The organism is Planococcus sp. A6 (assembly GCF_028823615.1).
GTDB lineage: Bacteria > Bacillota > Bacilli > Bacillales_A > Planococcaceae > Planococcus.
The window spans coordinates 1-13,398 of the sequence record NZ_JAPEHT010000017.1 but is presented as its reverse complement, the minus strand read 5'-3'; the positions used below and the strand labels follow the sequence as shown (position 1 = coordinate 13,398).

The window sequence follows — 13,398 nt, the reverse complement described above, 5'->3', positions numbered from 1 at the left end:
AGAACCCCAAACGGCAGCTGCCTTCAACAGCAGCCCGTTCGGGGTTCTTTCCTATTTCTATTTAGTTTTTTGTTTCGGTGTAGACTTAAGATTGCCTGCCTTCACGTCCAATTGCTCGGGCCGCTCGAGCTTCACTACCGCATACGCGAGCCTCATCAACACCATGACCATTACACCAACACCGACAGCCAAATAAATCATCGTAAAGCTTCGGCTCAGGTTGCCGCTGGGCACGAGACCCGTATCAACTCCTGTGGGAATCAGGCTGACGAAGGCAAAATAAAAGGCATCAAAAAAGGCCCAGCCTTCTATTTGATAATAGAACAAAGTCCCTGACAGCACGATGAATGCCAAAGTCAGCAGCAAGGTCCTGAACAAGGGCTCTTTGCCGATGCGGTAAATGGCCGACAACAAGCGCCTTAAGGTCAATACGAGTGAAATCATCCTGTCATCACGCCCTTTTCTTTACGCATACTTGGTCAATAACGCCGTTGGGATGTGGCAATAATCATCCGGACATCTGTCCAAACGGTCCTGATGCTCTGCTGCGCTCGCTATATAATTCTCAAGCGGCAAGACTTCGACTGCGGTGCGTGCCGAATCCGTTCTTTCATTAATGAAGGCTTTCGCAGACGCCGGTCCTGTATTTCTCGCCGACATCCTCGCCTTGTTTATTGACGCTATAGGGATCGATGATTTCAAAGAAATACCCCATCAGTTGTTGGACCGACACGCGCGAAGGATCGAATGTAGTTTTGACGCATTCCGCGTATCCATCATAATCGCCTGCTAGCGATTGCGTCCTGCCGTTTGCCCGTCCCGCTTCGGTCGACTCCACACCCGGCAAAGTCTTGATGAACGCCTGTACGCCCCATAAGCATCCGCCTGCAAAATAGATGGTCTCCATATTGCCACTCCTCTTCCCCTATCAATGGATCTTTCTATCGCTCTCTCTCACGAGCCGAGCTGTTTCATTCAGTATAGCATTTCAAGGAATTCAACATGAACCTTCGTTAATGGTCCCATTTCATTTTTAAGTTCCGTCGGGATTTATTGATTCAATAAACCGCTTTTTGAGAATAATTGGCTGTTTGAATCTCTGGTGTCTTTTTTTTCTAGCGAAATAGCGCTATCGGCAAATTCGATTGGCCTATGGAATATACAAAAGCATTTTCAAGGCTAATTTCCGGCGGTGCAATCTTCACTTTTGGGTGCTCATGAAAATATATACTCTACACTATATATTCAGAATAATTAAATAGTTATGATGTTTTTACCGAGTTGCAATACCGGTAAGACGAGAAGGAGTGACTTTTGATGAGCAAAAAGAAATTACTGACGTTAAGTTTGGCAGCTTCACTCGCATTATCCGCGACAGCGGTTTCCGCCGATACCCTATCTAAACAGGAAACAGAAAAAGTCCATGTCAACAAAGACACACAGACACCTGATTTCATTTCTGGGACATTGACTGAACCGTCCGATCAAGATGCAAAAGAAATTGTCTTTACATATTTGGAAGAAAACGAAGACACATATAAAATTGATAAAAAAGACCTTTCCAGCTTCAAAGTCATCAGCCAGGAAAAAGATGATCTCGGCTTCACCAAAGTGAAGCTCCAGCAGAAATTTAAAGGTGTTCCCGTGTTCGGGTCCGTGATCAACGCCCACGTCGACCAAGACGGTGTGCTTACGTCCATCTCCGGGAATTTGGCGCCGGAATTATACGATAAGAAATCCTTGAAAAAAGGCGCAACCTTGAAAGCCGGCGCTGCAGTCGAAAAAGCAGCGGCTGACCTGAAAGAAAAAATCGGCAGTGCCCCGGAGCTTGAAGCTGAAGTGACACCGGAATTGGTCATCTATTCCAAAGACGGACAAGCCCATTTTGCCTACAGCGCTGAATTCGAATTCCTTTATCCGGAACCGGGGAATTATCAATACTTTGTGGATGCGAAAACGGGTGACATCCTCGATTCCTATAACCAGATCCATGAAGCGAAACCTACCGGCGGCGGTGCGAGTTTGACGGGAGAAGATTCGACAGCGACCGGCAAAGGCGTATTGGGCGATACAAAATCGTTCAATACTTTAGTCAACAGCAGCGGTTCTTACCTGGTCGACCGCACGCGCGGCAGCGGCATTTTCACGTACGACGCGAAAAACCGTACACGTACGCCGGGCACGTTATGGCTTGATAGCGACAATGTCTACAACGCCGCTTATGACGGCGCAGCGGTCGATGCCCATACTTATGCTGGCCAAACTTACGATTACTTCCAAGACGTCCATAGCCGCAATAGCTACGACGGCAACGGCGCTGAGCTGATCTCCACTGTCCATTATGGACGCAGTTATAATAATGCGTTCTGGAGCGGTTCCCAAATGGTGTACGGCGATGGTGACGGCAATACATTCGTGCCGCTATCCGGTGCGCTGGATGTCATCGCGCACGAATTGACACATGCCGTGACGGATACTTCCGCTGACTTGATCTACCAGAACGAATCAGGCGCGATCAACGAGTCGATGTCCGATATCTTCGGAACGCTTGTCGAACACCATTTCAATAACAAGCCGGACTGGCAAGTAGGCGAAGACATCTATACGCCGAATGTCGCGGGAGATGCTTTGCGCTCCATGGAAGACCCGACTTTGAGCGGAGACCCGGATCATTACTCGAAACGCTATACAGGCACGGGTGATTACGGCGGCGTCCATATCAACTCGGGCATCAGCAATAAAGCGGCGTTCCTGCTCGCGAACGGCGGGACGCATTACGGCGTGACGGTCGCTGGCATCGGCAACGATAAAGCGGGCGATATCTACTACCGCACGCTTACGCAATACTTGACGCCGAACTCCAACTACAGCCATTTCCGTGTTTCCACCATCCAAGCGGCAACGGATCTGTACGGTGCATCGAGCGCTGAAGTCGCAAGCGTCAAAGCGGCATTCTCGGCTGTCGGAGTCAATTAAATCCCCAATTTGCCATCAACTCTGGCAATGAATCTTTTACGCAGTGGAACTAAATATGAACACCGATGGAGACACCTTATAACCAAGGTTTCCATCGGTGTTTTTTTGATGGGTACCTTCTTCTGTGGCAAGCTAATTTATCCGCTGCCTCAGCCACGTTTTCGGATGAACATTAATTTCGAAATAGCGCAAAATTTTTTTGCGCAAAAATTTTCGATTTTTAAATTATTGAAAAAATCATTTGCGCCTGAAAGAAGTGCATGGCAAAATAGTTGAAAAGGCTTTCATTATCCTGCATTGAGGAGATGAACCATGAAGAATCAACAGAAAATAGAAATTCCATTTATTATGGCGTTAATTCCATTCGTTGTCATGATCAGCATCATGGCCATCACCATCATTAAATTCGAAGGCAGCCCGCACATCCCATTATTAATCGGGGCAGCTATTGCCGCTTTGATCGGCTGGCGCTACGGTTATAAATGGGAAATCATCGAAGAAGGCGCCTATAAAGGCATCCGCATGGCACTTCCGGCGATTGTCATCATCCTTCTCGTCGGGTTGATCATCGGGGCTTGGATTGGCGGCGGCATCGTGGCCACCATGATCTATTATGGATTGAAAATCATCACCCCTTCCCTATTCCTCGTGACCATCTGCATCATTTGCGCAATCGTCACTTTGGCCATCGGCAGTTCGTGGTCGACGATGGGAACGATCGGCGTCGCGGGAATGGGTATCGGCGTGAGCATGGGAATCCCTGCAGCCATGGTAGCCGGCGCAGTCATTTCCGGCGCTTATTTCGGCGACAAGATGTCCCCGCTGTCTGACACGACCAACTTGGCGGCCGGCATTACCGAAACACCTTTGTTTACGCATATCAAGCATATGATTTATACGACGATTCCCGGCCTCATCATCGCGTTAGTCGTTTACTTTGTCCTCGGCAGGCAGTTTGCGGGAACGGCAGTGGATATCGGCAACATCAACAGCATCCTATCCGCGTTGGAAAGCAATTTCGTGATTTCTCCATGGCTACTGCTCGTACCGCTTGCGGTCATCGTCTTGGTAGCGAAAAAAGTTCCTGCACTGCCCGCTTTGACGATCGGTGTTTTGCTCGGTTGGCTATGTTATGTATTTATCCAAGGCGGCAGTGTAGCCGATGCCGTCAATACACTCCACGACGGGTTCGTGATCTCGAGCGGCAATGAAATGGTCGACAATCTATTTAATCGCGGCGGCATCGAGTCGATGATGTATACGGTGTCCTTGACGATTGTCGCGATGATCTTCGGTGGCATCATGGAACAAGTCGGGATGCTCCAGGCCATCGTCAACCAAATCCTGAAAGTGGCGAAGTCAGCGGGCAGCCTGATTGCCGCAACGATCGTTTCGGCTTTTTTCACGAATGCGACTGCTTCTGAACAATACATATCGATCCTTCTCCCTGGAAGAATGTACGCCAAAGCGTACAGGGACAAAAAATTGCATTCGAAAAACTTATCACGGACATTGGAAGACGGCGGCACCGTCACGTCGCCTTTGATTCCGTGGAATACATGCGGCGTGTTTATTGTGGCGACTCTCGGCGTCAGCACTTTCGCCTACGCCCCGTATGCTGTACTAAACTACACCGTGCCGATTATCTCCATTTTCATGGCATTCGTCGGGCTGAAAGTCGAATTCCTGACCGAGGAAGAATTAAAAGCATTGGAAGAAAAAGAGGCGCGGCAATCCGCGAAAACAGGCACCACTTCAGATTCTGTATTGACGTGAATACCAATAACCCATCAAGCTGCTTAAAGCTTGATGGGTTTTCTTTGCGAAAAGCGACCCGAAGCGGCATCGACCAGAAACTCGTATTCACGCACTGAACTTTCCACTTCCACTTCATAATAGAATTCTTCTTCAAGAGTCAAGTCCACTTTACATTGTTCATCTCTAAATATTGTCAATTTACACAGATTTTTCTGTCAACAACAAGTTCGGAGGCTTGGTTTAGTGTAAAATTAATGGATAGCCTGCTAAAAAATGGGTCAATTAAAATGAAAACGATAGGAGAAGTGACAGGAATGTTGGAAAAAGTAACTGATCGAATTTACTACAATCATGATGCCTAGCAATGAAACAGGCAGACCATTGATTGGACTTATAATTGGAGATGATGATTGTTTAATTGTCGATTCAGGAAATTCACCTAAACATGCACGTGAATTTCAACTTGAGCTAGAAAAAATGGAATTGCCGCCAATTAAGTACTTGGTTCTCACCCATCATCATTGCGACCATTCATTTGGCATGAGTCAATGGAATTTAGTGTCGATTGCGAATTACAAAACAAAAGAGTACTTAAAAACGTATCAAGAAATTACATATGACGATGAAGCGTTAGAGTTGGCTAAGCACAAAGGGATCTTAAATGATTTCTTTGTAACCAGCATTAAAAACGAAATTGAAGACCGCAACAATTTTCAGCCGCTCACTACGGAGCTGTCTTTCGATGGCGAAATGACAATAGATTTAGGCGGAATTACATGCGAACTTCGCCACATCACCAGCCCACATACAGACGATTCGACAATTATCTATATCCCTGAAGAAAAAACAATGTTTTTAGGAGATAGCTTGTATGGAAAAAGAAGCGATGGATTCAATTCTTTTGACGATGAAATAATCTTCCCTATGATGGATTTGATAAAAGAATATGAAGTAGAACATTTTATATCTTCATACGAACCCGCTTTTGGAAACAATGACTTTGTCTCGTTCGATGAGCACTTACGCCTTGGGTTCTCCATTGCAGACAACTGCTCAAGTTTGGAAGCAGGGCTCATTGAATACGAAAACCGATTTGATAAAGAAGCTCCAAATGATCTAGTATTTTTCATGAAAAGCTTTGGGCTTCGATAAGAGCATTATACAGCCACCAAGCTATCAGTTGATTTTCCCCTAATTATGAACAGAGGTGCAAACTGTAACTTTGCACCTCTGTTTTTATATCTTGTTTTCGGTAATTCTCAGGTTTGCAAAAGTACATTCTATTCTGCCAAACAAAAAAGAAGCAACTCATACCCGAGTTTCTTCTTTTTCAATAAGCGGGCTTACGTAGACTTAAAATTAATGTATTGCAGTATGCTTTACTTCAATTCATTGGATTGTAGCTTTATAAATTAACTCGAAGTTGTTGCAAAAATAGATTCGCTGCACTGGAAAAAACCTGATGCTTTTTCCAAATAATATTTAAGTTCGCTTCTAGTTTCGGGCGCAATGGGATAAAACACAGTTTGCTGTCTTCGCCAGTATTCACTAACTTATCCAGACATAATGCATAGCCAATGTTTTCTTCCACCATCAATGCCGCGTTGTAGATCAAATTATAAGTTCCAACCACACGCAGGTCCTCAATGTTTTTCCCGAACCAGCCGGACATTTCATTGCTGACCGCCGTTTGACGAGAGATCAACAAGGGTTTATCCATCAAATCTTCAGGCTGAATAAACGATTTTTGTGCGAGTGGGCTGTCTTTCCGCATCAATACGCCCCATCGGTCCGTCGCCGGCAATTTTATATAATCGTATTTCTGCTTGTCCATCGGTTCGATGACAATACCGAAGTCCAGCAAGCCATTCTCCAATTTATCGGTGATGTCGTCCGCATTGCCGCTGTAGAGATGGAAACGAATGCCCGAGTGGTTTTCGAGCAGCTCTTTGCATGCTGTCGCAATGAATCGCATCGCTTCGGTCTCACCGCCGCCAATATACACTTCCCCGCCAATCTCCTGTTTCGTTCCTTTCAAATTGGCTTCGGTTTTTTCGGTCAATTCCACGATTTCCTTTGCTTTATTGAACAGGAACAGTCCTTCTTCCGTTAAGGTGATTTTCCGGTTTCCCCGCTCAAATAAAGTCGTTCCGAGTTCCGCTTCCAGTTCTTTCAATTGCCGGGATAGTGTCGGTTGAGATAAATGCAGCTGTTTGGCCGCAGCCGAAATATTTTGTTCTTTCGCTACCGCAATAAAGTAGCGCAATACGCGAAGTTCCATAATAGCCTCCTTTTCTTATGCCCCAAAAGCATAATAGATTATTTGATATAGGTATTGGATATCTGAATCCTATCATTTTATGATGAGAACGAATAGATAATTATTTTGAAGGAGGAATTCTACATGGCAATTGAAGGAAAAGTCATCATCATTATGGGAGCATCCAGCGGCATTGGAGAAGCAACAGCCAGAATTTTGGCCGAAAAAGGCGCCAAGTTGGTATTGGCAGCGCGCAGAGAAGATCGCTTGAAAGAGATCAAGGAATCACTGCCGGAAGCACACATTATCTACAGAAAAGCTGATGTATCAAATCATGAAGAAGTGCAGCAAGTCATTAATTTGGCGATTGCCGAGTACGGTCAATTGGATGTACTGTTCAATAACGCCGGGATTATGCCGACCGCCCCGTTGGCTGAAACGCGACGCGACGAATGGAGAAACATGCTGGATATCAATGTCATGGGTGTGTTGAATGGCATTGCAGCGGCCTTGCCGAAGATGGTCGAACAGAAATCCGGCCACATCATCTCCACCGATTCTGTGGCAGGTCATGTGGTCTACCCGCATTCAGCCGTTTACTGCGGAACCAAATTTGCTGTGCGGGCCATTATGGAAGGCTTGAGACAAGAGCAGCGTGAAAACAACATCAAATCCACGATTATCTCACCGGGCGCTGTCCTGACCGAATTGTATACAACCATCAATGATAAAGAAGCATCAGCCGCTCTTCACCAAGCCCAATCAGTGTGGGGACTTGCCGCAGAAGATATTGCTCAGGCAGTCGCGTATGTCATTGACACACCGGATCGCGTGTCGGTCAGCGATATGATCATTCGCCCGACAGCTCAAGAGGTATAAAGGAGGCAACACAAGGAAAGGCGGTATTCAGATGGAGATGCAAGAGTTTATCGATTTTTGCAAAGCAGGCAATCCCATTTCAAGTACGGACAAAGAATTGCACAGCCTTTTGGTGCAAAGCAGTTTTCAAGCCCAGAAGATCATGGTGGAGTTGAACTCAACTTTTAACACCCAAGAAGAAATCGTCGCACTGTTCTCTGAACTGACAGGCGCACCAGTCGACGCTTCGTTTTTGTGTTTGCCTCCCTTCCACACGGACTTCGGCAAGAATATAAGCATCGGTAAAAATGTGTTCATCAATACCGGTTGTTCATTCCAGGACCGGGGCGGCATCACCATCGGCAATGGTTCATTGATCGGCATGAATGTCTCGATCGCTACCTTGAATCATGGCTTGCCCTTGGAAACAAGAGGCACCACCACGCCCTCTCCTGTAATTATCGGCGAAAACGTATGGATTGGCTCAAACGCCACCATCCTTCCCGGCGTGACGATCGGGGACAACGCCGTTGTGGCGGCAGGGGCTGTCGTTGCGAAAGACGTCCCTTCAAACACAGTAGTCGCAGGCGTTCCGGCAAAAGCCATAAAGAAAATTACGGAATAGCTGCGAATCATTTGTTCACTAATTGGATGAGCGATAAAAAGAACGCATCGAGTCTAGGACTTGATGCGTTCTTCAACTATATAACCCTTTTATTCATCATTTCCGGTGAAATCAAGAGCGACCGTAACATTCCCCTCCCCGACCGCTTGAGTAAACCTTTCCACATTTTCGATATATCCGAGACGAGTATATTGATGGGAAGTTGAAAGCTTGTCATAAAAGAATACCAGGCAATCGTCTCCATAAAGCATAATGTCTCCCGCATTAATTTGATCTGGGCTTTCAGGGTCTGTTGGGAGCCTTTCTGAAAGGTAATAGAACTTTTCATTTCTATGAAGATCTTCCATGTCTAAGGTTAACGGAAGCAATTCAAGCAATGCTTCGGTTGTCTCGCTTTCGTAAAGTTGTGCTGAAAATACTTCGTCCCCTATCTGCAATTCTAAAGCAAGTAGATTTGCCATCTGCGCTTCCTCCCTTTCCTGGTTATTGTCATTGCTTGATTGTTCTTCAGCATTTGGCGCTTATCTTTCATCCGTTTCGCTCGCATCACAAGCACTTAAGCCAAAAACCATCACGATGATACCTAATGGCAAAGCTATTTTTTTTATTTTCATTTCCCCTTCCCTTTGAGATTATGGAGAAATTTACTGAATCTAAATTAAGTAGACTGATTTACTTGTGTTAAATGGATATTTTATATTTTCAATATCATCATAAAGCGATGGAATTCAAATGACCAATACCTATATTAAATAGGCCGGTATGTGTTTTGGGCATACGATCTTTAAAAATTCCTTCAACTTAAAAACCGGACTCCATAGAGGAAGTCCGGTTTCGGGTTTTATAATGAATCGAATATGTCGAAAGGAAGTTTCTATGCTTATTGTATTTCTTGGACCTCTACAAGAGTTCCTTGAATGATGTAACGGTCTGGGGCATAGCCAATGTAATCGAACGGATAACAAGTGGTCAATGTTAATGTCGCTTCATCTTTATCCACAATCACCGTTCGATCCTCAGCATCGGTTATCCATATCTTCTCGATTGCATATTGATAGCGCTGTCCTTCGTACTCCAGAAAGACAGAATCGCCTTTTTCCATCTCTTCCAAACCTGTGAACACTGTATCGCGGTGGCCGCTCAGAACCGTATGCCGCTGCTGATCAGGTGTTGTGGTCCATTCGCTCACATACATGCCAACTCCTTGGTCGAGCGTTGCTTCATCCGCTCCCCAATAAGTGGAATAGCCCGTTTCAATGGAAGGAATCACTAACCGGCCGACTTCTTCGCCTGGCTCATAGTCATTCATGTCATTGCTCATTATAGGTGTTGGTTCTTGAACGGGTTCAAGGGAGCGTTCGGAAGCCGGCTCAGGAGTTGCTGTCATAGAGTTTGACGCTGCATTATTCCATCCTTCGATTTCTTCCAGTGACACCGTTTCAGCCGCCTGCGCACTTTGCCACCACTGAAAGCCAAAATAACCTGTCATTGAAAGGCCAGCGATCATAATGATTGTATACACTTTATTCATGAAACCGGCTTGCACCTCCCTCATTATTGAAATAAATCATTACAGAACAAAAAAACCGCATGAAGAGCTGCGGTTTTTGTTTTTTATTGAGTCGTTGTGCGTCTTCTGAACAGCAGCAGTCCAGCACCTAGAGCAGCCAAGCCCATTCCTGTGAACGCATATAATGGGTTGTTGCTGGCAGTCTCCGGCAATTCGCCGCCTTCCATTGGAACCGCATTATCCAACACATCTTGTGGCACGGTGATCGGCTCGACGCCGTTGAAGTTGCTGATCATCATGTCTGTGCTTTGAACCATGTTCAAGCTCTCACCGGCAGCCGAAATGTCCATATCTACATCCATAGACATATCCGTCAAATAGAAAGTGTCTTTCTCAATGGTCATTTCGTAGCTAAGCTCATTGAAATTGATTTCTTCCATCATGCCTTCCATGGACATGTTCGCGTCTTCTTCACCCATCATGGATTCAAACGATGCCATCACAGCTTCCATCAATGCTTCTCCGTCGCCTTCATAAGTCAGCTGGTATGCATCTCCTGTGTCTTCCACCGACATGTCTTCCCCGAGCGCTTCAGCCTGGGCCACTTGATCGCCGGCAGTCGTCATCGCCATCAGTTCATCCAAGCCTTCAGAAAGTTCACTCGGCAATTTCACCCAACCTTGCATCGGGTCTTCCTGGTAAAAGCCCTCTTCTGTCCAGTAGGATTCCAAAGTCTCTTCTTCCCCATTAGGTCCGGAAGTAGTGACCGTCTGATGCATCGCAAACGGATTGAATGTTACATCTTCTTTCGTATGAATCGGAATCGTCGTCGTTTCTCCAGTAGCAATGTCCGGCATGGTGATTTCCATAGTCGTCTCGCTGGAGTAACTATCGAGCGATGACATCGCTTCGTTGGACTTTTGCAGCACGTCGACTGCGCTCATTTCCTCAGCTAAAGCCGGAGTGGCAGTCCCTACTGCAAGCACCGTCACAAAGGAGGCAGGTATCACTTTTTTTAACATGTAAACACGTCCTATTCCATCGTATTAAGAAATCGGGATGAACTCTCATATATGTATGTACTTACCAATTCGACCTCTTATAGTTCCTACTTCCCTATATAATTTGGCTAAAACATTCATATAGTCACCCATTTTTGAAAATTGACTTTAGCAAGGCGATATCGCTTTAATCTCGCTTCTTACTTTTTTAATAGGCTATGTTAAAGTTTAATGTTGTTTTTAAATAAAAAGCAAACTCCCATATAAATGGAATTTTGCTTTTTCGTTAATAATGGCTTCGCTATTTACGCTATCCTTCACTTTAATAAGAGTTAAATTATTTAATCTCATCATCGGCATTATCATAAAATGATAATCTAGTAGGAAATGGCCCTTCTATGCCTGTTGGTATTTTTGTGGAATGTATAAACATTTTATCCTCGGAAACATCGAAAATATATTCATATTCATCAAGTTGGGATATAGCCAAAATATGGTCAATCTTCAAATCAGGATTTCCACCGTACACAATCAGGTACTTTCCTTTGTTGGTATCAATGACTTGATAAGATGCATCATTGAGCCCTGTGCCTTGCCCAGAACCGTGTCCTGCAATATCCATCTTAAATTTTCCATTTATCCCTTTTACTAAACGAGCATATCCATAATCTCCATTATCCAATTGAAAAAGAATAATATGAGAAGTAGTATCCTCTAATTGTTCCACCTTTAATACTTTTGGATTGATTTCTTCACTATTTGGTCGGTTCAACCAGGTATCTAAATTAGATTGAATCGATGCATCATTGTCCTCTATATGATATTGATTTAGATAATATAAAGAATACCCGCCCCCTGCTATGACAATCACAGAAAGAAAGGCTAGTAAAATTTTCTTCAAAACAACGCCTCCCTAAAATGTCTCTCTCCCGTATGAACAGTTTTAATCTGTTCACCCAATTCGTTATTGAATAAAAAATTATTTAATAAATTTAGATAACCTAAGCGTATTATATCTTTCTTTATTTGGGATTAAATTCCCTTTAATTATGAAGTCGTTTATTGTGACTTGATTTCTTTGGTGATGGATGCCTTCTAAGACTTGAACACATGTTAGGTAGTTGTCCAAATATTTCGTTGCAACGCCATTGAACCGCTGCATCCAACCTTTCAACCTACGGTGGTAATTATTGACGTTCTGTATGTGATAAAGTCCTTTTGTACGAACCTTCCCATCAGCTTTCGAAGAGAATAACCTTCTATCATACATTCAACGAATTTAATCCATTGATTAAGACGAGGAGTTCGATATAAGACAGTATTGGTTAGATCTGTAAACGTGATTTTGCATGCCTTATATTGATAACGCTGTTTCTTTACTTCCTCATCCTCAACAATGGTCGAATATTTCCCGAACCGAACTGCGTGCTCTGATTCGCAGTCAGGACAACGGTAACCGCTTTTATTTTTTCTCTCTGAAATTTCTAAGAGAATATTTCCTGTGGAAGATGATGCAGTGAGAGCATCAATCAAATATTCGCGTAAACGGTGTTTTTCTGCTGGATTCAAGTTTTGAACGGCTTTCATAATATCAGTTGCTCTCACGGTCATCACCAAGCCTTTTAATAAAAGATTTTGACTAGCGGGTTCCTCTCTTTTCTTCAATGAATAATTCAAGATTTACTTGCCCTTGTTACACCAACGACCGCACTATATACTGGAACTAACTTTTCACTTGAAGGGACTGAACTATGCGCAGATATCAATATGATGACCTCGACACTATCAAAAATGGAGGGAATACTATTGATTTTACAAATGAACACCGAACGATTGTTATTAAGAAAAATGGAAGCCGCTGATGCTAATGAGCTGTTCCAGATCTGGTCTGACCCACTGGTGACCGAGTTTATGAATATCGAAAACTTCACTTCCGAAGTCCAGGCACTAGAGATGATTCAACTATTTGATCAACTGCATCAGGAAAAGGCAGCCATTCGCTATTCGATCATCGAGTTGGAAACTGGCGAGTTGATCGGTTCTTGTGGATTTAATTTTGTTGATCACGAAAATGCAAAAGCCGAAGTCGCTTACGATATCAGCCGGAAATTTTGGCGCCGCGGTTTCGCCGCTGAAGCCGTCAGCGCTCTATTGCAGCATGGATTTCTTGAAATGCAGCTGAACAGGATCGAAGCTAAGGTCGACCCAAACAATGAACCATCGATCAGACTGTTGGAAAGGCTCAATTTCCAATATGAAGGCACTTTGCGGGAAACTGAAAGAATAAACGATACGTTTTTCGACTTAAATATGTATTCAAGATTGAAGACAGATTAATCTATCGTGAAAGGTCAGAAACCGTATTTTCCGAAGCTTATCGCTCGCTTTCCGTGGGCTCGCGCCCAAGCCT

Annotated in this window: 13 protein-coding genes and 2 pseudogenes; 6 read left to right on the top strand and 9 right to left on the bottom strand. The window is 44.4% G+C overall.

The window, feature by feature from the left end; genetic code table 11:
- Positions 1-57 precede the first annotated feature (57 nt).
- Complete coding sequence (locus ON064_RS04295; protein ID WP_274623774.1) at positions 58-444, bottom strand: ion channel; 387 nt, start codon at positions 442-444, stop codon at positions 58-60.
- 21 nt (positions 445-465) lie between these two features.
- Positions 466-907 (bottom strand): annotated as a pseudogene (locus tag ON064_RS04290) (peptide-methionine (S)-S-oxide reductase).
- 410 nt (positions 908-1,317) lie between these two features.
- On the opposite strand from ON064_RS04290, the gene ON064_RS04285 reads away from it, so the two are divergent.
- A complete protein-coding gene (locus ON064_RS04285) occupies positions 1,318-2,976 on the top strand; it encodes a M4 family metallopeptidase (protein WP_274623773.1) in 1,659 nt (552 codons plus the stop codon).
- A gap of 312 nt (positions 2,977-3,288) precedes the next feature.
- Positions 3,289-4,752, top strand: coding sequence for a Na+/H+ antiporter NhaC (nhaC, locus tag ON064_RS04280; RefSeq protein WP_274623772.1), 1,464 nt, complete (start codon positions 3,289-3,291; stop codon positions 4,750-4,752).
- Positions 4,753-4,775: 23 nt separating this feature from the next.
- On the opposite strand, the gene ON064_RS04275 is transcribed toward nhaC, so the two are convergent.
- Positions 4,776-4,901, bottom strand: a complete 126-nt coding sequence (locus ON064_RS04275) for a PepSY domain-containing protein (RefSeq protein WP_274623771.1) — start codon at positions 4,899-4,901, stop codon at positions 4,776-4,778.
- A 214-nt stretch (positions 4,902-5,115) separates the two neighbouring features.
- Between ON064_RS04275 and ON064_RS04270 the strand changes: the two genes are divergently transcribed.
- Positions 5,116-5,886: an MBL fold metallo-hydrolase gene (locus ON064_RS04270; protein ID WP_274623770.1), complete on the top strand. Its 771-nt coding sequence runs from the start codon at positions 5,116-5,118 to the stop codon at positions 5,884-5,886.
- 253 nt (positions 5,887-6,139) lie between these two features.
- Here the strand turns inward: ON064_RS04270 and ON064_RS04265 are convergent, their stop codons facing one another.
- Positions 6,140-7,015 carry a LysR family transcriptional regulator gene (locus ON064_RS04265; RefSeq protein ID WP_274623769.1) on the bottom strand — a complete coding sequence of 292 codons (876 nt, stop codon included), beginning with the start codon at positions 7,013-7,015 and terminating at the stop codon, positions 6,140-6,142.
- 123 nt (positions 7,016-7,138) lie between these two features.
- Here ON064_RS04265 and ON064_RS04260 point away from each other — a divergent pair, with 123 nt between their 5' ends.
- Complete coding sequence (locus ON064_RS04260) at positions 7,139-7,873, top strand: SDR family oxidoreductase (RefSeq protein ID WP_274623768.1); 735 nt, start codon at positions 7,139-7,141, stop codon at positions 7,871-7,873.
- Positions 7,874-7,904: 31 nt separating this feature from the next.
- Positions 7,905-8,477 carry a DapH/DapD/GlmU-related protein gene (locus ON064_RS04255; protein WP_274623767.1) on the top strand — a complete coding sequence of 191 codons (573 nt, stop codon included), beginning with the start codon at positions 7,905-7,907 and terminating at the stop codon, positions 8,475-8,477.
- Positions 8,478-8,566: 89 nt separating this feature from the next.
- On the opposite strand, the gene ON064_RS04250 is transcribed toward ON064_RS04255, so the two are convergent.
- From ON064_RS04250 to ON064_RS04230, 5 genes and pseudogenes are all read right to left on the bottom strand, one after another.
- The gene (locus tag ON064_RS04250; protein ID WP_274623766.1) at positions 8,567-8,938 is read right to left on the bottom strand and encodes a cyclophilin-like fold protein; all 372 of its coding nucleotides are present in this window, start codon (positions 8,936-8,938) and stop codon (positions 8,567-8,569) included.
- A gap of 419 nt (positions 8,939-9,357) precedes the next feature.
- On the bottom strand, positions 9,358-10,008 hold the full coding sequence (locus ON064_RS04245; protein ID WP_274623765.1) for a class D sortase: 651 nt from the start codon (positions 10,006-10,008) through the stop codon (positions 9,358-9,360).
- Between the two features lie 83 nt (positions 10,009-10,091).
- Positions 10,092-11,009, bottom strand: a complete 918-nt coding sequence (locus ON064_RS04240) for a DUF6612 family protein (protein ID WP_274623764.1) — start codon at positions 11,007-11,009, stop codon at positions 10,092-10,094.
- 316 nt (positions 11,010-11,325) lie between these two features.
- The gene (locus ON064_RS04235; protein WP_274623763.1) at positions 11,326-11,889 is read right to left on the bottom strand and encodes a hypothetical protein; all 564 of its coding nucleotides are present in this window, start codon (positions 11,887-11,889) and stop codon (positions 11,326-11,328) included.
- 78 nt (positions 11,890-11,967) lie between these two features.
- Positions 11,968-12,599, bottom strand: a pseudogene (locus ON064_RS04230) (transposase).
- A gap of 195 nt (positions 12,600-12,794) precedes the next feature.
- On the opposite strand from ON064_RS04230, the gene ON064_RS04225 reads away from it, so the two are divergent.
- Positions 12,795-13,325 (top strand): GNAT family N-acetyltransferase, encoded by a 531-nt coding sequence (locus ON064_RS04225; protein ID WP_274623762.1) that lies wholly within the window; start codon positions 12,795-12,797, stop codon positions 13,323-13,325.
- Positions 13,326-13,398 lie beyond the last annotated feature (73 nt).

What these genes read in the sequence shown, in the direction of transcription:
- ON064_RS04295 (WP_274623774.1), bottom strand. Translation starts at nt 444, where the DNA reads ATGATTTCACTCGTATTGACCTTAAGGCGCTTGTTGTCGGCCATTTAC.
- ON064_RS04285 (WP_274623773.1), top strand. Translation starts at nt 1,318, where the DNA reads ATGAGCAAAAAGAAATTACTGACGTTAAGTTTGGCAGCTTCACTCGCA.
- nhaC (WP_274623772.1), top strand. Translation starts at nt 3,289, where the DNA reads ATGAAGAATCAACAGAAAATAGAAATTCCATTTATTATGGCGTTAATT.
- ON064_RS04265 (WP_274623769.1), bottom strand. Translation starts at nt 7,015, where the DNA reads ATGGAACTTCGCGTATTGCGCTACTTTATTGCGGTAGCGAAAGAACAA.
- ON064_RS04260 (WP_274623768.1), top strand. Translation starts at nt 7,139, where the DNA reads ATGGCAATTGAAGGAAAAGTCATCATCATTATGGGAGCATCCAGCGGC.
- ON064_RS04255 (WP_274623767.1), top strand. Translation starts at nt 7,905, where the DNA reads ATGGAGATGCAAGAGTTTATCGATTTTTGCAAAGCAGGCAATCCCATT.
- ON064_RS04250 (WP_274623766.1), bottom strand. Translation starts at nt 8,938, where the DNA reads ATGGCAAATCTACTTGCTTTAGAATTGCAGATAGGGGACGAAGTATTT.
- ON064_RS04245 (WP_274623765.1), bottom strand. Translation starts at nt 10,008, where the DNA reads ATGAATAAAGTGTATACAATCATTATGATCGCTGGCCTTTCAATGACA.
- ON064_RS04240 (WP_274623764.1), bottom strand. Translation starts at nt 11,009, where the DNA reads ATGTTAAAAAAAGTGATACCTGCCTCCTTTGTGACGGTGCTTGCAGTA.